General features: G+C 65.0%; 18 protein-coding genes. 6 read left to right on the top strand and 12 right to left on the bottom strand.

What is annotated here, in order from left to right:
- Positions 1 to 37 precede the first annotated feature (37 nt).
- Positions 38 to 946 carry an SDR family NAD(P)-dependent oxidoreductase gene (locus Q7514_RS10770; RefSeq protein ID WP_330133244.1) on the top strand — a complete coding sequence of 303 codons (909 nt, stop codon included), beginning with the start codon at positions 38 to 40 and terminating at the stop codon, positions 944 to 946.
- 18 nt (positions 947 to 964) lie between these two features.
- On the opposite strand, the gene Q7514_RS10765 is transcribed toward Q7514_RS10770, so the two are convergent.
- The 5 genes from Q7514_RS10765 to Q7514_RS10745 form a co-directional block, all read right to left on the bottom strand.
- The gene (locus Q7514_RS10765) at positions 965 to 1873 is read right to left on the bottom strand and encodes a cutinase family protein (RefSeq protein ID WP_330133243.1); all 909 of its coding nucleotides are present in this window, start codon (positions 1871 to 1873) and stop codon (positions 965 to 967) included.
- 116 nt (positions 1874 to 1989) lie between these two features.
- Positions 1990 to 2766, bottom strand: a complete 777-nt coding sequence (locus tag Q7514_RS10760; RefSeq protein WP_330133242.1) for a YncE family protein — start codon at positions 2764 to 2766, stop codon at positions 1990 to 1992.
- Positions 2767 to 2857: 91 nt separating this feature from the next.
- Positions 2858 to 4309 (bottom strand): glutamate synthase subunit beta, encoded by a 1452-nt coding sequence (locus tag Q7514_RS10755; RefSeq protein ID WP_330133241.1) that lies wholly within the window; start codon positions 4307 to 4309, stop codon positions 2858 to 2860.
- Positions 4302 to 8897 carry a glutamate synthase large subunit gene (gene gltB, locus Q7514_RS10750; RefSeq protein ID WP_330133240.1) on the bottom strand — a complete coding sequence of 1532 codons (4596 nt, stop codon included), beginning with the start codon at positions 8895 to 8897 and terminating at the stop codon, positions 4302 to 4304. Before gltB ends, Q7514_RS10755 begins: the two co-directional genes overlap by 8 nt.
- 302 nt (positions 8898 to 9199) lie before the next feature.
- Positions 9200 to 9781, bottom strand: a complete 582-nt coding sequence (locus tag Q7514_RS10745; RefSeq protein WP_330133239.1) for a TetR/AcrR family transcriptional regulator — start codon at positions 9779 to 9781, stop codon at positions 9200 to 9202.
- Positions 9782 to 9847: 66 nt separating this feature from the next.
- Between Q7514_RS10745 and Q7514_RS10740 the strand changes: the two genes are divergently transcribed.
- The 5 genes from Q7514_RS10740 to Q7514_RS10720 all read left to right on the top strand — a co-directional run bounded on the left by Q7514_RS10740 (position 9848) and on the right by Q7514_RS10720 (position 14825).
- Complete coding sequence (locus tag Q7514_RS10740) at positions 9848 to 10879, top strand: FAD-dependent oxidoreductase (protein WP_330133237.1); 1032 nt, start codon at positions 9848 to 9850, stop codon at positions 10877 to 10879.
- A 76-nt stretch (positions 10880 to 10955) separates the two neighbouring features.
- Entirely contained in the window at positions 10956 to 11309 is a 354-nt protein-coding gene (locus Q7514_RS10735; protein WP_330133236.1) for a hypothetical protein, read from the top strand.
- Entirely contained in the window at positions 11310 to 13676 is a 2367-nt protein-coding gene (locus Q7514_RS10730; RefSeq protein ID WP_330133235.1) for a TPR repeat region-containing protein, read from the top strand.
- The gene (locus Q7514_RS10725; protein WP_330133234.1) at positions 13673 to 14485 is read left to right on the top strand and encodes a hypothetical protein; all 813 of its coding nucleotides are present in this window, start codon (positions 13673 to 13675) and stop codon (positions 14483 to 14485) included. Before Q7514_RS10730 ends, Q7514_RS10725 begins: the two co-directional genes overlap by 4 nt.
- Positions 14486 to 14501: 16 nt before the next feature.
- Positions 14502 to 14825 carry a YbaB/EbfC family nucleoid-associated protein gene (locus Q7514_RS10720; RefSeq protein ID WP_330133233.1) on the top strand — a complete coding sequence of 108 codons (324 nt, stop codon included), beginning with the start codon at positions 14502 to 14504 and terminating at the stop codon, positions 14823 to 14825.
- Positions 14826 to 15024: 199 nt separating this feature from the next.
- Here the strand turns inward: Q7514_RS10720 and Q7514_RS10715 are convergent, their stop codons facing one another.
- The 7 genes from Q7514_RS10715 to Q7514_RS10685 all read right to left on the bottom strand — a co-directional run bounded on the left by Q7514_RS10715 (position 15025) and on the right by Q7514_RS10685 (position 20399).
- Positions 15025 to 15294 carry a DUF4235 domain-containing protein gene (locus Q7514_RS10715; RefSeq protein ID WP_054712949.1) on the bottom strand — a complete coding sequence of 90 codons (270 nt, stop codon included), beginning with the start codon at positions 15292 to 15294 and terminating at the stop codon, positions 15025 to 15027.
- A gap of 152 nt (positions 15295 to 15446) precedes the next feature.
- The gene (locus Q7514_RS10710; RefSeq protein WP_330133231.1) at positions 15447 to 16928 is read right to left on the bottom strand and encodes a carboxylesterase/lipase family protein; all 1482 of its coding nucleotides are present in this window, start codon (positions 16926 to 16928) and stop codon (positions 15447 to 15449) included.
- Positions 16929 to 17070: 142 nt separating this feature from the next.
- Positions 17071 to 17748, bottom strand: a complete 678-nt coding sequence (locus tag Q7514_RS10705; RefSeq protein WP_330133230.1) for a superoxide dismutase family protein — start codon at positions 17746 to 17748, stop codon at positions 17071 to 17073.
- A gap of 29 nt (positions 17749 to 17777) precedes the next feature.
- Positions 17778 to 18509 (bottom strand): Clp protease N-terminal domain-containing protein, encoded by a 732-nt coding sequence (locus Q7514_RS10700; protein ID WP_330133229.1) that lies wholly within the window; start codon positions 18507 to 18509, stop codon positions 17778 to 17780.
- A 104-nt stretch (positions 18510 to 18613) separates the two neighbouring features.
- Positions 18614 to 19450, bottom strand: coding sequence for an SDR family NAD(P)-dependent oxidoreductase (locus Q7514_RS10695; protein ID WP_330133228.1), 837 nt, complete (start codon positions 19448 to 19450; stop codon positions 18614 to 18616).
- A 1-nt stretch (position 19451) separates the two neighbouring features.
- Positions 19452 to 19934 carry a nuclear transport factor 2 family protein gene (locus tag Q7514_RS10690; protein ID WP_330133227.1) on the bottom strand — a complete coding sequence of 161 codons (483 nt, stop codon included), beginning with the start codon at positions 19932 to 19934 and terminating at the stop codon, positions 19452 to 19454.
- 111 nt (positions 19935 to 20045) lie between these two features.
- Positions 20046 to 20399, bottom strand: a complete 354-nt coding sequence (locus Q7514_RS10685; RefSeq protein ID WP_330133226.1) for a Fe-S protein — start codon at positions 20397 to 20399, stop codon at positions 20046 to 20048.
- Positions 20400 to 20428: the final 29 nt, after the last annotated feature.

Genomic DNA, 20428 nt, shown 5'->3' with positions numbered 1-20428 from the left:
CCGGACACACCCCGTTCTGTCGTGTTGGATGGAAGGTATGCCCACTCGGTACGCGCAGATCCGCAGATGGCGAGCCGGTACGGCCATTCGCGCCCGCCTCCACGATCTCACCGGAACACTGGTCGTGGTCACCGGCGGCGCGAGCGGAATCGGCCGCGCCGCAGCACGCGCCTTCGCAGCCCAAGGCGCGATCGTCGTGGTCGCCGACAAAGATCTCGACGGCGCGCTCGACACCGTGAACCTCATCGACAATCCTGACTCTGCCGGTGGCTCGACCGCTGTCTTCGGTGGCGGTGCACACGCCTACGAGCTCGATGTCGCAGATGAGAAGCAGGTACGCGAGTTCGCGGCAACCGTCCGGTCACGACACGGAATTCCCGACGTGCTCGTCAACAACGCAGGGTTCGGTGTGATCGGTGCGTTCGTCGAGACGCCGCAGTCGGTCTTCGAAGACGTCATGAACACCAACTTCTGGGGCGCGGTGTACGGGTGCCGCGCGTTCACCACGCAGATGATCGAACGCGGGACCGGCGGACACATCGTGAACGTGGCATCGGCAGCAGCGTTCATGACGCAGCGGAACCTGACCGCCTATTCGACGAGCAAGGCGGCAGTGTTCATGCTGTCGGAATGTCTACGCGCCGAGCTGATCGAGCACGGCATCGGTGTCACCGTGGTGTGCCCGGACCTGGTGAACACGAATCTGACCCGGAACACCGAATACGTTGCTCCCAGCAGGGAGAAGCGCGCCGCTCGCCGCGAGCGTGCGCAGTCGATCTACCGCAGACTGCACGTCGAACCCGAGCGTGTGGCCGATGCGATCGTTTCCGCGGTGCGCCACAATCGGCCCATAGTCACCGTCGCTCCTGGCGCGAAGGCCCGGAAGTGGCTGAGCCGCTTGGCTCCCCGCGTAGTGCGGGTGGGATCGCGTTTCGATCTCGATTGACTGGCCGCACAGCTCGCGTCATACCTTCGACGCGAGCCAGTTGTTGAGCCAGACCGTTGCCGTCGTGCCGCGGTCGTCGACCGCGTAGTTCGAGTAGTCCTGGTGGATCTGCGACCCGTAGAACTCGCGGATCTGCGTCTCGCGTTCGACGTTCGCCTCGGGGCTGATCTGCAACTGCAACGTGGGCACCCCACCGGCCGACATGATGTCGTTGTAGAGGATGGTGGCCTCGTCTCGGTAATGCTCGAATGCGTCGGGGCCCGTTCCCGCGGTGATCGCCAGGAACCCGGCGAGGCGTGTCACGTAGTCCTCGCGGGGCGTCGAGCAGTACAGGTCGCCGACGGCGCAGATGGTGCGGACGTCGGGGCTCACGAATCCGAATCCGCCGACGCGGGATCCGCCGGCACCATTGCCGGGCACGGGAGGTCCGACGAGCGCGTCGGTTTCGGAGCGACGTGGATCGGAGATCAGGCCGACCGCGGTGAGTCGGTGTGGCGGGATCACGCCGAGCCCGGTGCCGATCTCGGCAGCGAGATCGCCCGCGGCGTCGGCGCCCTGGCTGTAGCCGACGAGCGCGAAATCAGTGCCCGGGCAGTGCGCTGCGGTGCCGGCGATCAGGTCGCGGGCGTTGTCGACGGCCCGGTTTCGGGAGACCCCGTACATGTCGCCTTCCCATGGGAAGGCGGTGGCCGGGTATTGCACGTAGTCGACTCGGGCACCGGCCGGTAATCCGGACGTGACCTGGGCCAGCATGCCGTTACCACGCTCCGGGTCCGGGGTGCTCGACGTTTCCCACGTTCCGGGCACTGCGATCACATTCAACGTCGGGCAGCCACCCGGATCTGCCTGCGCTGCAGGAGCTGCCACGATCGACCCCACCACGGCGGCAGCCGCCGCCAACATCGTCGATGCCTTACCGAAACGCATCCGAAATCCCCCGGCCTCGTTGTCATGTCACGCCACGCCCACAGTGTCCATTACGAATATGACACATTCGTGAACACGGCGTGATATGAGTCCCCGATCCTCCGGGCAGAAAAGTTCTATCCACGCACCACGGTGACGGCTCCGCCGCCGATGTTGGTGACGAACACATTGCTGGTGCCGTGATCGAGGGAGGTGACCGGATCGGGTTTCTCGACGACCCGCGAGACCGGCCCTCCCGCTCGATCCACCACGGTCACTGCCGGACCGAACAAGTTGGTGACGTAGACGTTGCCGGTGATCGGGTCGGTGACCACCATGCCGTGCGGAGCAGGGATCTCGGCCGGCAACGGCCCAGCCGCATGGTCCCAGTCGCGCACCTCCACGGAGCCCGTGCCGATGTTGGTGACGAACACACCGTCGCTGCCCGCGTCGAGTTCGAGTTGCGGCATCGCCTCAGGTGCGCTCGACGCCTGCTGCGGCTGCGGGGTGACCGAGTCGCGATGGACGGTGACGGCGCCTGTCCCGAGGTTCGTGACCGCGATATTGCCGAGGCCACCGTCGACACGCATCTCGAGCGGAGCATCCGCCACGTAGTTGCGGCCCGGTTCGCGCCCCTCAGGGTGAGTGACATGCACAGCGCCCGGCCCGACGTTGGTGATGCAGGAATTGCCGCTGCCACCGTCGACCCCGAGCAGTTGCAGACCGTCGAAGCCGAAAATCGGTGCCACCGGGGCGGCCCCGTCGACCGAGACGGTGCCACCGCCGTTGCGTACGCACTCGCTCAGTGGATCGGCCGCCGCCGTCGGTGCCGCCAGCACGGCCATCGCGGTAGCGCCGGCACCGACCGCGACCACCGCCAGTGCCCGGGCCGTGACACTTCGTGATGCAGTCATGCGCAGAACGATAACTGCTCGGGCACCGGGGCGGCGCCGGAACACACAGGGCCGCCCACCGGCGTCCGGTGGGCGGCCCTGTGTGAGTGAGTCAGCGCTGCGGCACGGTCCGCGTGGTGATCGGAACGGGAAGCGCCGTTGCTCCCTCGAGGTACTGATCGACCGCAGCCGCGCACGAGCGGCCTTCCGCGATGGCCCACACGATCAGCGACTGACCGCGACCCATGTCGCCGGCGACGAACACACCGTCGACGTTGGTGTTCCACTCCGACGAGCGGGCGACGTTGCCGCGCTGGTCGAAGTCCACACCCAGATCAGTGAGCAGTCCGGGCTTCTCGGCACCGGTGAAACCCATCGCGAGCAGCACCAGGTCTGCTTCGAGCTCGAAGTCGCTGCCCTCGACCTTCCCGAACTTGCCGTCCACCATCTGCACTTCGTGTGCCTTCAGCGCGGTGACCTTGCCGTCCTTACCGACGAACTGCTCGGTGTTGACCGAGAAGACCCGCTCGCCGCCTTCCTCGTGCGCGGACGACACCCGGTACATGAGCGGGTAGGTCGGCCACGGGGTCGAGTCGGCGCGCTCCTCGGGCGGGCGCGGCATGATCTCGAACTGGTGAACGCTCTCGGCGCCCTGCCGGTGCGAGGTACCCAGGCAGTCGGCGCCGGTGTCGCCGCCACCGATGATGACGACCTTCTTGCCCGTTGCCGTGATGGTGGGTGCAGGCAGGTCGCCGAGTTGGACACGGTTCGCGATGGGCAGGAACTCCATCGCCTGGTGGATGCCGTCGAGTTCGCGTCCCGGGATGGGCAGGTCGCGTGCAACAGTGGCACCGCCGGCAAGGACGACCGCGTCGAACTGCTCACGCAACTCGTCGGCGGTGATGTCGACGCCCACGTTCACGCCGGTGCGGAAGACGGTGCCCTCGGCCTCCATCTGCGCGAGACGGCGATCGATGAACCGCTTCTCCATCTTGAACTCGGGGATGCCGTAGCGGAGCAGACCACCGATGCGGTCGGCACGCTCGAACACCGTGACGCTGTGGCCGGCACGGGTGAGCTGCTGCGCTGCAGCAAGTCCGGCCGGGCCGGAGCCCACGACCGCGACCTTGCGTCCGGTGAGCTTCGACGGCGGAATCGGGGTGACCTTGCCCTCGTCGAATGCCTTCTCGACGAGCTCGACCTCGACCTGCTTGATGGTGACGGGGTCCTGGTTGATACCCAGCACGCACGACGCCTCGCACGGAGCGGGGCACAGCCGGCCCGTGAACTCCGGGAAGTTGTTCGTGGCGTGGAGCCGTTCGATGCCGTCGTCCCACTTGCCCTTGAAGGCGAGGTCGTTCCACTCGGGGATCAGGTTTCCGAGGGGACAACCGTTGTGGCAGAAGGGGATACCGCAGTCCATGCAGCGGCTCGCCTGGATCTGGAGGGTCTCGAGCGGGAACGGCTCGTAGACCTCCTTCCAGTCGAGCAGTCGCAGCGGAACCGGACGACGAACCGGTGTCTCGCGGGAACCGTGCTTCAGGAAGCCGTTCGGATCAGCCACGAGCCGCCTCCATGATCGCTTCGTCAACGTTCGCACCACGAATGGTGGCGTCCTTGATAGCCATGAGAACCTTCTTGTAATCGCGAGGCATGACCTTCGCGAAGTGACCGACCTGCTGTGACCAGTCGGCCAGGATGCGGGCTGCAACCTCGGAGCCCGTTTCGTCACGATGTCGTTCGACTGCACCCTTGAGCCAGACGAAGTCCTCGCCTTCGAGGTCTTCGAGATCGACCAGCTCGGTGTTCAGGTTGTCTTCGAATTCCTTGTCCGGGTTGTACACGAACGCGACACCACCCGACATACCTGCGCCGAAGTTGCGTCCGGTCCTGCCCAGGATCACGACCTTGCCACCGGTCATGTACTCGCAGCCGTGGTCGCCGACACCTTCGACGACGGCCGTGGCTCCCGAGTTACGCACGGCGAAACGTTCACCGGCGACACCGCGGATGAGTGCTTCACCGCCGGTCGCGCCGAACAGGATCACGTTGCCGGCGACGATGTTGTCCTCGGCAACGAATCCGGGCGCCACGTTCTCCGGCGGACGCACCACGATGCGGCCACCCGACAAGCCCTTGCCGACGAAGTCGTTGGCGTCGCCGAACAGATTCAGCGTGATGCCCTTGGGGACGTACGCACCGAAGCTGTTACCTGCCGAGCCGGTCAGGGTGATGTCGATCGTGTTGTCCGGCAGACCCTCCGCGCCGTAACGCTTGGTGAGCTCGTGTCCGAGCATCGTGCCCACCGTGCGGTTGACGTTGGTGACGGTGGTGGCGATCGACACCGGGGTACCCGACTCCAGAGCAGCCTGCGCCTTGACGATCAGCTCGTTGTCGAGAGCCTTGTCGAGCGCGTGGTACTGCTCCTTGGTGCAGTGCATGTCCTGATCGGTGAAGATCGGCGACGTCACCTTCTCGAGCAGCGGCGACAGATCGAGCTTCGATGCACGATAGTGGTCGACGGCCTTGGCGGTGTCGAGGCACTCGACCTCACCGATCGCCTCGTCGAGGCTGCGGAAGCCGAGCTCGGCAAGGTGCTCGCGCACCTCCTCGGCGATGAACAGCATGAAGTTCTCGACGAACTCCGGCTTACCCGTGAACCGTTTGCGCAGCACCGGGTTCTGCGTCGCCACACCCACCGGGCACGTATCGAGATGGCACACGCGCATCATGATGCAGCCCGACACGACGAGCGGCGCGGTCGCGAATCCGAACTCCTCGCCACCGAGCAGCGCCGCGACCATCACGTCGCGACCCGTCTTCATCTGGCCGTCGACCTGCACGACGATGCGGTCGCGCAGACCGTTGAGCATCAGGGTCTGCTGGGTCTCGGCGAGACCGATCTCCCACGGTGCACCCGCATGCTTGAGTGACGTCAGCGGCGACGCACCCGTGCCGCCGTCGTGGCCCGAGATGAGCACGACGTCGGCGTGTGCCTTCGAGACACCGGCCGCGACCGTGCCCACACCGAGCTCGGAGACGAGCTTGACGTGAATGCGAGCCTGCGGGTTCGCGTTCTTCAGGTCGTGGATCAGCTGCGCGAGATCCTCGATCGAATAGATGTCGTGGTGCGGCGGCGGCGAGATGAGGCCGACGCCCGGCGTCGAACCACGCACCTCGGCGACCCACGGGTACACCTTGTGCGGCGGCAGCTGGCCGCCCTCACCGGGCTTGGCACCCTGCGCCATCTTGATCTGGATGTCGGTGCAGTTCGACAGGTAGTGCGACGACACACCGAAGCGGCCGGACGCGACCTGCTTGATCGCCGAGCGACGGAAGTCGCCGTTCTCGTCCGGGGTGAAGCGCGAGGGATGCTCGCCGCCCTCACCGGAGTTGGAGCGCCCACCGAGGCGGTTCATGGCGATCGCGAGGGTCTCGTGAGCCTCCGCCGAGATCGAGCCGTAGCTCATCGCGCCCGTGGAGAACCGCTTGACGATCTCGCTGGCCGGCTCGACCTCGTCGATCGGAACCGACGGGCGCAGGCCCGTCTTGAACTCGAAGAGTCCACGCAGCGACGCGAGCCGCTCCGACTGGTCGTCGACGAGCTTCGTGTACTCCTTGAAGATCTTGTACTGACCTGTGCGCGTGGCGTGCTGGAGCTTGAACACCGTGTCCGGGTTGAACAGGTGGTACTCACCCTCGCGACGCCACTGGTACTCGCCGCCCACTTCGAGCTCACGGTGCGCATGCTCGGACGGGCGATCGAGGAACGCCATCCGGTGCCGCGCAGCGACATCCGCCGCGATCTCCTCGAGGCCGACGCCGCCGAGCTGGCTCTGTAGTCCGGTGAAGTATTCGTCGACGAGCTCCTGCGACAGGCCGATGACCTGGAACAGCTGCGCGCCGGTGTAGGACGCGAGCGTGGAGATGCCCATCTTGGACATCACCTTGAGCACGCCCTTCGACGCTGCCTTGATGTAGTTGGCGATAGCCTTGTCGAGGGTCATGCCGTCGGGCAGATCGCCGTTCTGGAGCAGCTCGTCGATGCTCTCGAACGCCATGTACGGATTGACCACGGCCGCACCGAACCCGCACAGGGCGGCTATGTGGTGCACCTCGCGGGCGTCACCGGCCTCGACGAGCAGACCCACCTTGGTGCGGGTCTTCTCGCGCACGAGGTGGTGGTGCACCGCGGAGGTGAGCAGCAGCGACGGGATCGGAGCGAGCTTCTCGTCGGACTCGCGGTCGGACAGCACGATCAGGCGGGCGCCCTTGTCGATCGCCTGCGATACCTGCTCGCGGATGCTCTCGAGCGCCGTGTGCAGCCCCTTGGCACCCTCCGCGACGGGATAGAGACCGCGCACGATCACGCTGCTGAATCCCGGGTACTGCTTCTTGTCGTTGACGTGGATGAGCTTCTGCAGGTCGTCGTTGTCGATGACCGGCGCCGACAGCAGGATCTGGCGGCACGACTCCGCGGTGGGCCGCAGCACATCGCCCTCGGGGCCGAGCATGCCGCCGAGGCTCGTGACGATCTCCTCGCGGATGGCGTCGAGTGGCGGGTTGGTGACCTGGGCGAAGAGCTGCGAGAAGAAGTCGAACAACGTCCGCGGACGCGACGACAGCACTGCGATGGGAGTGTCGGTGCCCATCGAGCCGAGCGCCTCACCGCCGGTCGCTGCCATCGGCTTGATCAGCAGATCCACTTCTTCGCGGGTGTATCCGAACACCTGCTGGCGCAGCACGACACGCTCGTGGGACATGTAGGTGTAGCGGGACGGCGGGAGGTCCTCGAGACGGGAAACACCCTTCTCGATCCACTCCTCGTACGGATGCTCGGCAGCTAGCTCCGACTTGATCTCCTCGTCCTCGACGATCCGCCCCTTTGCGGTGTCGACGAGGAACATACGACCCGGCTGGAGGCGTCGCTTGCTGATGATCTTCTCGGCCGGGATGTCGAGCACGCCGACCTCGGAGGCCATGACGACCAGACCGTCGTCGGTGACCCACGCGCGCGACGGGCGCAGGCCGTTGCGGTCGAGGACCGCACCGATGACCGTGCCATCGGTGAAGCACACCGATGCCGGTCCGTCCCACGGCTCCATCAGCGCCGAGTGGTACTCGTAGAACGCGCGGCGGGCGGGATCCATCGCCTCGTTCCGCTCCCACGCCTCGGGGATCATCATGAGCACGGCGTGCGGAAGGCTGCGGCCACCGAGGTGCAGCAGCTCGAGCACCTCGTCGAAACGAGCGGTGTCGGATGCGTCCGGGGTGACGACAGGGAAGATCTTCTCGAGCTTGCCGCGTCCGCCGAACACGTCGGTGTCGATGAGCGCCTCGCGGGCGCGCATCCAGTTCGAGTTGCCGATGACCGTGTTGATCTCACCGTTGTGCGCGACACGGCGGAACGGGTGCGCGAGCGGCCACGACGGGAACGTGTTGGTGGAGAAGCGCGAGTGCACGAGGCCCAGCGCCGACTCGACACGCTCGTCCTGCAGGTCGCGGAAGAAGCCCTTGAGCTGCGGCGTCGTGAGCATGCCCTTGTAGACGAACGTCGACGCCGACAGGCTCGGGAAGTACACGGTCTCGCTGCCGGGGCCGTCCTGGCCGGCTCCGCTGCTGCCGAGTTCGTGTTCGGTGCGCTTGCGCACGACGTAGGCACGTCGCTCGAGGTCCAGGCCCGTGAGGGCCCGCGCGCCCGACGCAATGAAGATCTGGCGGAACGTCGGCATGGCGTCCTTGGCCATCGAGCCGAGATCGGAGGTGTCGATCGGCACCTCTCGCCAACCGAGGACCTCGAGGCCCTCTTCCTCCACGATCCGATTCACCGCTGCCTGCGCCTCGTCGGCCGCATCGGCACCCTGGGGCAGGAAGGCCATGCCGGTGGCGTAGGCGCCGGCGGCGGGCAGGGTGAAGTCCACGACCGCGCGGAAGTATGCGTCGGGGACCTGGATGAGAATGCCGGCGCCGTCGCCGGTGTTCTGTTCTGCGCCCGCAGCGCCGCGGTGTTCGAGATTGACCAGCGCGGTGATCGCCTTCTCGACGATGTCGCGGCTGCGTCGACCATGCATGTCCACGACAAACGCGACGCCACAGGAGTCGTGCTCGTTTGCCGGGTGGTAGAGCCCTCGAGGCCCGGGAAGATGAGTCATACCTAGCCTTCGTTGCGGTGATGGCAACTGACGACCAGCAACACTGATGGCCATCTACTGCTGTAGATGGGTACCGACCCGGGTGCGCCGATACCTTGTCCTCGTCAGTATCCGCCCATCCGCGACGGTGCGGGTGCCTTTTTCGGCAGCGCGGGATCGAACCTGACGATCGGTGGGACATCGTGGGCCCACCGCCTCGCAACAAACGATATGCCAGGCCACCGGGGGTTACGCAAGCAAGGCTGCCCTACTTTGCACGTGAGCAGCGGAAATATGCCGGTAACAGGCCCGTAGCGGGGGCGTCACCGCGCGTGCTCCGGACGCAGCACGGCTTCGAGGATGCGGCGAACCCCCTCCCTCGGGTCCGGGTCGCTTCCGGACGTCAGCCGATGCAGGATCACACCGTCGAGATAGTCGACGAGAAGCCGCGCACCGGCGTCGGATTCACCTGGGCCGTCGGCGCCGAGATCTGCCAGCATCGCCGCGCCCCACGCCCTCAGCTCGCTGCGTCTGATCTCCACCGCGGCGCGAAGTTCCGGCACGGCCATGGCCTCGACGAACATCGCGAAGCGCGCCCGGGTCCGCACCGTGTCGCTGTCGGTCGCGAACAGCACGTATCCGCACAGCAGATCCTCGAGCTCACGTTCGTCGCGCGGTGCTGCCGATGCGGTGCCCGCAAGCGCAGCCACGTCGACCCGGTCGCGTTCGAGAAGGCGATCGAGGACTCCTTCGACCAACGCCTGACGCGTGCGGAAGTAATTCGACGTGGACCCCGCCGGCACGCCGGCGATCGAGTCGACGCGCCGGTGTGTGAGCGCGCGCAGGCCTTCTGTTCCGAGCAGTTCGATCGCGGCGTCGAGCACGGTAGTGCGTTTGTCGGTCACTGCATGATCCTACGACCCAACTACGGATGTAGTGACACGACACTACATCCGTAGTATCTTGCAGGCATGGCCACCGAATACGCAGGAAAAGCCGCGGTGCTCGGCGGAGGAATCGGCGGGCTCACCACCGCGAACGCCCTCGCCACCCGCGGCTGGCACGTCGACGTCTTCGAACGGGCCGCGGCACCGCCCACCACCGGCACCGCACTGGGACTGTGGCCCGAAGCCGTCGAGGCGCTCGAACTCGCCGGCCTGGTCGGACAGGCGCAGCGCCTCGGTGTTCTGCAGAAATCCGGCGCACTCATGAGATGGGACGGAAAGGTGCTCGGACGCTTCAGCGACATCCGTACGCCGGCGATCCTGCTGTCGCGTCCCGTCCTGCTCGGGCTCCTCATAAGGGGCCTCCCGTCCGACACCGTCCGGTTCGGGAGTGCCGCTCCCGAACTCGCCGACCTCACGGGCTACGACGTCACCATCGGCGCCGACGGCATAGGCAGTACAGTCCGAGACCAGATTTTCGGCCCCTCGTATCGCCCTGTGCACTCCGGATATGCAGCATGGCGCGGCTGGGTTCCCGGAGCCACCACCGCGATGAGCGAGACCTGGGGTCCGGGCGCACTCTTCGGGATCACCCCGCGCGACGGCGACCTCACCAACTGGTTCGCGGCCGTCCGCGCGCCAGCGGGTGGAGCAGGCACGGTCGACGAACTGCGTGCACGCTTCGGCGACTGGCACCGCGGCGCGCGCGACGTGCTCGACAGGCTCGATCCCGCGGACGTTCTGCATCACGATCTGTACGAGTCACCGGCTCTGCCGTCGTACGTGCGCGGCAACACCGCACTGATCGGCGACGCAGCGCACGCGATGACACCCAACCTCGGCCGGGGCGCGTGCGAAGCGATGGTCGACGGCGCAACACTCGCCACGTTGCTGACCGAGCATCCGGTGAGCGAGGCCCTCCGCCTCTACGACCGCGCACGACGTCGTCGCACACAGCGGCTGGTTCGTGCGTCGCGGATGGTCGCGCGGGTGGCGACGGCATCCCGGCTCACCGGTGTGCGCAACGCCGTGATCGGTACCGCCGTCAGATTTGCCTGACATCCGATGGAACCGATCGGACATCCGCTGCGTCCAATCCTGATGGGACTGTTTCAAGATCAGGAGCTGGTGGCGGATGACGTGGTTGCAGGTCGACATCGACGCGCTGAGAGCCCTGGCGTCGGCATTGACATCGGAGGCCGAACTCATCGGCGAGCTGAAGCCGGGGGCTCCGCTCGCGGCGGCGGCCACAACCATGACGTCGTCAGCGGTCGGTGGCGCTCTCACGCGCGCCGAAGCTCCACTGCACACCGCCTACCACGCCATGTCCATCTGCCTGCACCGCATGGCCGAAGCGACATCCGCCGGCGCGATGAACTACGAGACCGCAGAGGACGAATTCAGGCGGCAGGTCGAGGCAGTGGGAAGCAGCTTCGAGAGCACGGGGACCTCTGAAAGCACAGGGACCCCTGAAAGCACAGTGTCCTAGATGTCGACGCTCTCGCAGATCCGAGCACTCGACCCCGCAGCGCTTGCATCCGCAGCCGACGGCGTCGAAGCCACCAACAGCGCGTTCGGCAAGGCAACCGACCAGGTCGACCGCCACGTCGACCACACGTTCAGCACATGGCAGGGCGATGCCGCAGCGGCCGCAGCGGCACGCGCGTGGAGCGATCGGGTCGTCGGCCGTGGAATCGACAACGCAGTCGCCGAACAGGTCGAGGCACTTCGTGCCGCGTCGGCCGCGCTGATCCCCGCGCGTGACACCGTGGTCCGCATCGCCGACAACGCGATGGGAGCCGGGTTCACCCTCCACGACGACGGCAGCGTCATCCCACCCCGGTGCGACACTGGAGACCCCCGCACCGACGTCGTCGCGCAGGCGTGCCTGGACGACGAGGCCACCACATTCGAGGTGCAGCTGAAGTCTGCGCTGAGTATCTTCGAGCAGCTCGACAGCAGCGCAGCCGACACAATCGACCAGATCACCATCCGGCTGTCGACATTCGGAGGAGACTTCCGGACCCAGGGCCTGTGGACGACGGGCGGACCGGACGGCGACGCGGACGCCGCACTCATCTCGTCCGGCCGCGCCCGCGACTCCGAGCTCGAACGCATCGGACGGGCCCTGTCCGCCGACCGCGGTGTGAGCATCGAATACCTCGACGCCTTCTACAACGGACTCGGACAGGACGAGTTGACGGAACTCTTCGCGACTTTCAAGGGATGGGAGGCCGACGGCGATCCGAATGCGGCAGGTTGGGCCGACGCAGTGGGCAATGGTCTACTCACATTGTCGAATCCCGACTACGGCGGCAGCTGGGAGCGGGTGCCACAGGACATCCGCGATACCCTCCACTACGGATACGAACCCGGGTCTCGTGAACCCGGTTCGGGAAACCGATTCGACCGTCTCGATGCGCTCGGGGGCATACTCGGCGAAGCGAATCCCGAGTATCGGCCCGGTACCGAAATGGGGATCGAGCTGAATCGGGTCGCGGGATACATGGCGGGCGTGCCCACCTATGCCGACCCACACTTGGTCCCCACCCCGCATCCGTCGTACTACGACGAGACCGCCCGAACATTCCTCGACATCGGCACGCGCAATCCCGATGCCTCACACCACCTGTTGACGGGTACCGATGTCGACGGCACTCCTTCGGACTTCGACCGCGACGAGGTGCTCGTGCCCCTGCTGACCCGCGAGTGGGAGGACGACGGCGCGACCCTGGCCGGTCTCACCGACTGGATCGCAGCAGACGCGATGGCGTCGGATCCGTCCGACCCCGCCGACATTGCACGCGCGCAGCGAGCCGGACAGGCAGCGTTCGGTCTCGCCGAAGTGTTGTCGTCACCCGCATCGGCCTGGGACGGTGGCAACAATTTCGACCGCTTCCTCCACATGCCAGAGCCCGATGGGCATCTCTCCGACCGGACCCTCGGAGAGGTCAATCCTCTGGCAGTCCAGTCATTCTCGGAAGCCCTCGCACCGTATGCGTCCGACATGGTCGGGGCAGGCGAAGACGCCACACCCACTCACGGTTTCGGCGACCTCGGCCCGGTACCGGCGACCCGCGTGTTCACTCTCCTCGACACCGATCCCGCGGCCGGGGCACTCATCAACGGCGCAGCGCTCGCGCAGGCCACCGACTTCGATCGTCGGTTTGCGCTGGATCAACTGGGCGGTGAGGGGAAATACACCTACGGAACGTATTCGGGCCGGTTGCAGAGTCTCGTCGAAGTGGGTTTGAGCAGTGCCTATGAGAACGAGAGGATGACCGAACAGGCCGCGATCGACACGCGAAACCAGTACCGTTCCGATGCTTTCGCGGTCGCTCAGACTCTTGTCACCGGTATGGTCGCAGCACTTCCCGGCGGTATGGCCACCGGGCCGATCGTCTACTCACTCGGGGTTCTTGTGGACTGCGAAATAATCAATGCCGAAGGACAATACGTGGGGAGGCCATCGGGAATCGAAGGGCTGGATACCTCTGAGTATTTGACGGAGACACGTGCACAGAACACGCATCGCTACAATATGCTCAACGCCCTGGTCGACTCCGGCCATGTAGAAATGACAGATCTACCAGAGCACTTGATCGATGAGGGCAAGCTCAGAGAACGAAACGGAATCGTGGAATCTATTTTGATAAGCCAGCTTCCGGATATTCTTGCCAGCTCAGGAATCGATGGCGGCGCGCTCGGTTACTACCTGGGCGTAGCCGATGCCGGAGAGGGCGACCTCCGCAACATCGTCTACCCAGACCAAAGGGATGGCGAGTCCGGCTTCCGCGAAGTACTTCTCAACGACGTAGTTCCTGGCGGCGGTGAACGATGGGATTACGCACGATGAACCTCAACGCCGGGAAGATTCTTCAGTTCATTTTCGGAGTGACGACCCTCATGGTGCTCACGGCCTGTTCACACGACGCCCCGTCAGATCCTGTTGACATCAGCGCGGAACAGTCGCAGTACCAGCCACCACCACAGGTTCGCAACGCGACCTACGTTTGGTCCGCTGAACCCGGAATCGACCTGCTCGACGAACGCGGACGTCTGATCCGCGCCGCGTACGAAGCCATGATCATCTCTTCGTACGGGGGCCTCCACATCACCTATCCTGGCTTCGTCGACGCACTCGATCTCGAGTTTGCCCTGGGAATCGGAACCCGTTCAGACCAGTCACTCGCAGGCACGGCGCGCGCCCACATCCTCCAAATCAACGAAACTGATGCAGGATTCAAAGCGACTGTATGCTCGCAGCTTTCGAGATTGGCCATCCGATGGCCGGATGGAGACTACCGCATCTCCAATTTTTCAGGGATGGAAGAGTACGTCGAATTCGACCATGTCGTCTACGATGCCCACAACCCGCGAATCGACCCACGAAGCGCTCTCGAACATCGCTGGCCTGCCAGTCAATCGGCTGAACCTACGTCAGATGATGGCAAACCCATTGATGGACCGCAATGGTCCGCACCAACCGAAGACCTCTTCAGCGGCACCGGCTGGACCATCACCTTCGGCGCCGACCTCGGCGAAACCATGCACCGCTGCGAAGACTGGGGGCGCAGCATCGAACCCAATGTCCCCGACGAGGGCTCCGAAACCATCCGCTCCCCCATCCCACCCAAGACCCTGCCGGCCTACCCCGGCTGGTGAGCCAAAGGAGAACGTCGTGACTCGAACCGAAGAGTTCTCGTCGAAGGTCCGCAGGATCCAGGACGAGATCGAGTCGATCAGAGGCTGCGGAACGTCGCACGGGATCGTGATGACCGTGTCACCCACTGGACGGATCGTGGGTCTCGAGATCCCTCCCCACGCGTACGACCTTTCGCCCCGCGTCCTCGCCGACCGTATCGCGAGCGCGCACGCCTCCGCCTATGCGGACGCGAATGAGAGGGCACGGACCATCAGAGCGGAACTCGCCGAGGACCCCAGGGTCCGTCGCATCATGTCCGGAACCGAAAACTCGCTGACCAGCAGTTCCAGGGTCAGGTGAACTACCCGTAAATAACAACTGGCCGCAGCGAGAATATCAGCTGCGGCCAGAGGTAACGAAAGAATAACTTGGGGCGCCCCAACTTTGTAAGCCCTGGTTCCGGTGAACTCGGTCACACGAATCAGGTGGTCAGCGGAGCCGGTAAGTCACAGCCTCGCACGCGGCGTGCGGAGAGCTCGAGATCCCGGCGACCCGTCCGTCACTCCGGCGAGACGTGCGTTACCTTCTTGAAGCCACTCGCGGTAGCTCGGTCCACACCGGCCTTCACGATTCCGAAGATCAATCCCTGCACTGCCGCCGCGACAAGCACGTCGCGGGTGCTCTGCGACAGGTCCTGCGGTTCAGGTTTCTCGGCACCCTTACCGAGCCGTTTCCACACCTGGCTGAAGACCGCACCTGCGAGCAGGCCTCCGCCGACACTTGCTGCAAGAGCGAGTGGCTTGTAGAAGATCACGCGCGCATCGGCCATCTGTCGGTTCCTCCCTCACTACGGCGCCGAATGGCGTCGAACTCTCGTATCCGAATTACCCGCGTACCCGCCGCCGCAAACGACTGCGTGATCTTCTCGCGAAGGTGGTGGTGGTCTTGCAGGAGAGTCGGTCCGCGCTCTCCGAAATGTCGTCAGCGGATCCCATCCCACACCCCACGCAGCTCCGACTCTGCGTCGTCGACAGTCCCGCATGTATCGGCGAAGACCATCTCGGTGCGCGCCGATCCGTACGGCGCCCACCCAGGGGCGCCTGTCGTCACAAACGTCACCCAGACCTGATGCATCCGCTGGGCAAGATCCTGCGGAGGATTCGGACCCGCCAACGCTCTGTTCCCCGGGACGCGGAGGTTGTCGAAGACGAACCCGATGTCCAGTGCGTGCGTCGCGCCGAGCCGGCCGTCGTACTCGGGCGACTTCCAATCGAAGCGATACACGTAGGTAGCAGCGTCGAATGCAGAGCGCGCCTCCGCGACGCGGACGACCGGAATCCGATACATCCAGTCGCGCACCACATGCATGAGCACCTCGCCGGGCGTCGCTACCGGTCGGGCCGCGCGGTAGGTGTCGAGGGCTGCGGATTCAGTCAGACCGTAGGGCGCCACGAGTGCGGGCAGCATCTTGTCGTCGACCGCGTCGGCAATTCCGGTGGGCACCAGGAACAGCGTCATCTCGTCACCGTTGTGGCCGACGAGAACGTCGACATCGGACGACACCCCAGCAGCGATCCGATCGATGGGCAACTCCGGCAGCACTGTGCCGTCGATGCACGGTTCGAAGGCCATCGCGTGAGTCGGGATCTCGCCCCACACCTGCGGATCCGACTCGCCGCGGATCCGCGCGACCAACGCCTCCTGAGCCTCGACCAGTTGATCGGGATCGATCGTCGAGAAGCCTGCGCGTGTGGGTTCGACGTCGAGCGCTTCCGCCAACGCCCGCGACACCTTTCTCGCTGTGTCCGCCGACATCACCGAATGCCCGGCTCCGCTCTGGGCGATCGCCCGACGGAAGAGTCCTTCTGCAGAGGGCATCGTCAGTAGCGATCCGACGCTCATCCCACCCGCAGATTCACCGACGATCGTCACGGCCTCGGGGTTCCCGCCGAACGCGGCGATGTTGTCGCGAACCCATTCGAGTGCAGCCACCTGATCGAGCAGCCCACGGTTGGCGGGTGCGTCGGAGAGGAAGGCGAACCCCTCCGCACCGAGTCGGTAATTGATGCTGACGAAGACGACGCCGTCGCGGGCGAAGTTCGCGCCGTCGTACAGTGGCACCGCACTGCTGCCACGAACGAACGCGCCGCCGTGGATCCAGACGAGCACCGGCAACGACGCATCGAAACCGGGCGTCCACACATTCAGGTTCAGGGGGTTTTCGCCGGGAATCGTCGGATCTTCGAGAAGACTGTCGAACGGCGCACCGTAAGGTGCTTTGGGTGCGGTGGGGCCGAATTCGATTGCATCTCGTACGTCGTCCCACTTCGGTGCAGACTCAGGTGCCGCGAACCGAAGTTCTCCGAACGGTGCGGCCGCGTACGGGATGCCCTTGAAGATCGCCGTGCCCCTCGCGACCGTTCCCCGCACCCGGCCACGTGTGGTCTCGACGACAGGGTTCATTCGCTCTCCTCGCGCTCGGTCCCATTCCGACCGTCAGCATTGCATGCCAGACCTCGAGTTTCGCGGAGAAATGCGAACCTCGACGCTCGCCACAGTGGTCCTTCGACGGTGTCGGTGCGAGATCGAGTTGGGGCACGTGCCGTCAGTCTTCGTCGATGCAGGCGAGACGATCCCCCGCCATGCCGGCTTCTCCCGGTGCCGTCATGGTGTGGTGATCGTGGATCACCACGGATTCGGCTTCGTCATCGCGGAACTCCCACTCGACGGTGCTGGTCGCGCGGGCATTGCCGCTGTCATCGGTGGTGAAGTCCATCCAGATCTCGTTCTGGGGGTTGGCGTAGGCCGGGTCGGTGGACGGCGAGTCCGGTGTCGCTGCAGGGTCGGCCTGGTTCTGATAGTGCGATCCCGCATCCGAGGGGTTCGGTCCACACGGCCTCGTATGCACGTGCGCACCGAAGTCGCGGTTGGGTTGGAGGCCTGTCACGGTGAGGGTCACGGTGGTGCGGCCATCGTCGTCGTCGGTGTCCACATCCGCCTTCGCTCCCACCGGCACGGCGACTTCGTCGTAGGTCACGGCATCGACGTCGTCACCTCCAGGACGAGCGAATGCATCATCGTCGTCGATTCGGGGACCGGGTGCGGGCGTCGCTGAGGCTGCCGGCGCTGATGTCGCCGACTCCGCCGTGGTGGCGGGAGGAGACTCGACGATAGTCACGTCGTTGCCGTCCGTGTCGTTATCGCCCGCGTCATCGCCGCACCCGGCCACGAAGATCGCGACCAGGGAGATTCCTGCCAGGAAAGCAGTCGTTCGAGAATTCATGACAGGAGACATACCCATCCAGCGGTCGTTCAGTCCTCCTGAGCTGCCTCGATTGCCGCGAGTGCTTCGGTGACGTTCGCTTCGGCCTTCGACTTGTCCACGCCGACCGACGACAATGGTCCCGTACCGTCCTCCAGTTCCAGAAGCGCCAGCAGGATGTGTTCGGTGCCGATGTAGTTGTGCCCGAGTCGCAACGCCTCGCGGAAGGTCAGCTCGAGGGCCTTCCTTGCCTGTGCGTCATACGGAATGAGCTCTGGGAGTTCACCGGTCGCCTTTTCCGGCAGGTCAGCATGGACAGCGCGCCGCAGATCGTCGAGCGTGATTCCCTGCGCGACGATTGCGCGGGAGGCAAGCCCGGCGGGATCCGCCAGCAGCCCGAGTACGAGGTGTCCGGGCGCTATCTCGGCATTTCCCGCCGCACGCGCCTCGTTCATCGACGCCATCACAACGTTCTTCGCGCGTGGGGTGAAGCGGTTGAATCCCTCGTTCGGATCGAGGTCGTTGTCGGCCTTCGATACGAACCGCTTCTGGGCAGCCTGTTTGGACACTCCCATACGTTGACCGATCTCCGACCACGATGCGCCGGAGCGTCGGGCCTGGTCGACGAAGTGGCCGATGAGGTGATCGGCCACTTCACCGAGGTGGTCGGCGGCGATCATGGCGTCCTGGAGTTGGTCGAGGGCGTCGGGATGAACTTTCTTGATCGCTTCGATGAGGTCGTCGAGGCGAACCGGGTGGGTGCTACGCGTTGGTTTCGTCATACGTCAACCGTAGGTTGACGGACCCCTGATCGTCAACCATTAGTTGACGATCTTGTCATCGACCGGCAGAGCGTCGCGGCGGCGAGCCAGTGTGCAGGGCTGGCTCAGCCTCCGAACAAAGGACCACCACCGAAGAGATTCCTGTGCGAATCAGGTTGGTTTCCTTCGATATCCACGACGCCGTAGTCCAGTGCGGCTTCCGCCGTGATGAGCGTGGATCCACTGCGTTCGTTCAGATTCGGATCACCGGCCAACGCGACCACGACGCGGCCGATGAACTCGGGGGTCTCGGCGTTGGCGAGCGGGAAGCCCTGGAAGTTGTCGAGTCCGCGGGCCAGCATGGCCTCGTTCTTCACCAGACCCGGCCACAGCGACAGCGCCGTCACGCCTGTGTCGCGCAGGTCGACGGCCATGTCGGCGGCCATCTTGTCCAGGCCAGCCTTCGACATGCCGTACAGCACGGAGTGCAGATACCCGCGCGTGCCGAACGACGAGATGTTGACCATCATCCCGCTTCCCTGCGGCACCATGAGCTGGGCAGCCTCGACCGAGGCGACGTAGTGGGCTCGTAAACCCACGCCGATGAGACTGTCCCAGTCGTCGACCGGACGCTTCCAGAACGGATCGGTGAAGCCTGCGAATCCTTTCGGGCTCGCCCATACGTTGTTCACAAGCAGGTCGAGTCGACCTTCCTGCTCGTCGGAGATTCGCGTGAACAGTTCGTGGATCTGCTTGTCGTCGCGGTGATCACACTGCACGGCGATGCCGTGGCCTCCGCGTTCGGTGACCGTCGCAGCAGTCTGGTCGAGCGGTCCGCCGTCTCCGACCGGTCCCCGCCCCGTGACATAGACCGTCCATCCGTCGGATCCGAGTGCGCAGGCGATTCCCTTGCCGACACTGCGGCTCGCACCGGTGACGAGAGCGATCTTCTGTTCTGCCATGTCACTGCACCACTTTCACGTCGTCGGTCAGGGATCGCTCGATCGACCACAGCACCTTCACGTGGCACCTGGAGATCTTCCACCGACCGTCTTCGATGACATAGTCGTCGTCGTAGTCGAGTGCGGTGACCCGCTCGGTGCCGGCATTGAGGTCCACCTGACGGAACCGCAGCGTCCACGCGCCCGTGGCGGTGCCCGGCCCTGTGATGGAAATGCTCGGATGCATGCCGTGGTGCATGTCGAGGATGACGTACCGGTCGTCGACGCGTTGCAGGGCGATTCTGGAGTAGATGTCGACGAGTCCGTCGGCGTCGTCGAAGCTGCCGAGCGCGGGCCCGTAATAGATGTCGGCACCCTTCGCGATGAAGCATGCGCGCATCGCCTCGGGATCCTTGGCGTCGCATGCGCGGAAGTACCGGTGCTTGAGCATCCGGATCTCCTCGAGCGCCTCGAGACGTGCGAGGCGGTCTTCCACGGTCGGCATTCCTGGTCCTTCCGACGGATGTACGACGGACACCGGTCGTGCCCGCTGCGCCATCCTGACATAGAACGTGTTTCAGATAACACCCTTCGTCCCGCTCATCGGCCAGGTGGGTCACCAGATCACAGCGATGCCCGCATTCAACAGCGACAGGACGCCGACCGCGTAGAACAGTGGACGCGGCGCCGGCTCACCCGAACGCCGTTGCTGTGAACTCCCCATCCCGATCACACCCCCGAGTATCACGAGGACCACGAGTTTGATGCCGAGTTTGGTGTAGTCGAGTTCGACCCCCGCAGGCCACGGCGCCGCCAGCGCGAGTCCTGTGATGAGCGACAACAACAATCCGTAGTCCATCACCCGCGTCATACGGAACCGGCGAGCCACCGACTCACTCACCCACGCACCGAATGTGGCTGCAAATCCGACAATATGGAGAAGTACGACAACCTCACGCAGCAGATCCATGCGAATGTCCTTGCACTTGTAGGCATGTC

Origin of the sequence: Rhodococcus artemisiae (assembly GCF_036327795.1) — a bacterium.
Taxonomy (GTDB): Bacteria; Actinomycetota; Actinomycetes; order Mycobacteriales; family Mycobacteriaceae; genus Rhodococcus; species Rhodococcus artemisiae.
This window is presented reverse-complemented; position numbering and strand designations above follow the sequence as displayed.

Excerpts from the sequence above, each read along its gene's own strand:
- Q7514_RS10685 (WP_330133226.1), bottom strand. The coding sequence starts at position 20,399 with ATGGATCTGCTGCGTGAGGTTGTCGTACTTCTCCATATTGTCGGATTT.
- Q7514_RS10705 (WP_330133230.1), bottom strand. The coding sequence starts at position 17,748 with ATGAATTCTCGAACGACTGCTTTCCTGGCAGGAATCTCCCTGGTCGCG.
- Q7514_RS10710 (WP_330133231.1), bottom strand. The coding sequence starts at position 16,928 with ATGAACCCTGTCGTCGAGACCACACGTGGCCGGGTGCGGGGAACGGTC.
- Q7514_RS10725 (WP_330133234.1), top strand. The coding sequence starts at position 13,673 with ATGAACCTCAACGCCGGGAAGATTCTTCAGTTCATTTTCGGAGTGACG.
- Q7514_RS10770 (WP_330133244.1), top strand. The coding sequence starts at position 38 with ATGCCCACTCGGTACGCGCAGATCCGCAGATGGCGAGCCGGTACGGCC.
- Q7514_RS10765 (WP_330133243.1), bottom strand. The coding sequence starts at position 1,873 with ATGCGTTTCGGTAAGGCATCGACGATGTTGGCGGCGGCTGCCGCCGTG.
- Q7514_RS10690 (WP_330133227.1), bottom strand. The coding sequence starts at position 19,934 with ATGCCGACCGTGGAAGACCGCCTCGCACGTCTCGAGGCGCTCGAGGAG.
- Q7514_RS10760 (WP_330133242.1), bottom strand. The coding sequence starts at position 2,766 with ATGACTGCATCACGAAGTGTCACGGCCCGGGCACTGGCGGTGGTCGCG.
- Q7514_RS10715 (WP_054712949.1), bottom strand. The coding sequence starts at position 15,294 with ATGGCCGATGCGCGCGTGATCTTCTACAAGCCACTCGCTCTTGCAGCA.
- Q7514_RS10730 (WP_330133235.1), top strand. The coding sequence starts at position 11,310 with ATGTCGACGCTCTCGCAGATCCGAGCACTCGACCCCGCAGCGCTTGCA.
- Q7514_RS10695 (WP_330133228.1), bottom strand. The coding sequence starts at position 19,450 with ATGGCAGAACAGAAGATCGCTCTCGTCACCGGTGCGAGCCGCAGTGTC.
- Q7514_RS10740 (WP_330133237.1), top strand. The coding sequence starts at position 9,848 with ATGGCCACCGAATACGCAGGAAAAGCCGCGGTGCTCGGCGGAGGAATC.
- gltB (WP_330133240.1), bottom strand. The coding sequence starts at position 8,897 with ATGACTCATCTTCCCGGGCCTCGAGGGCTCTACCACCCGGCAAACGAG.
- Q7514_RS10735 (WP_330133236.1), top strand. The coding sequence starts at position 10,956 with ATGACGTGGTTGCAGGTCGACATCGACGCGCTGAGAGCCCTGGCGTCG.
- Q7514_RS10700 (WP_330133229.1), bottom strand. The coding sequence starts at position 18,509 with ATGACGAAACCAACGCGTAGCACCCACCCGGTTCGCCTCGACGACCTC.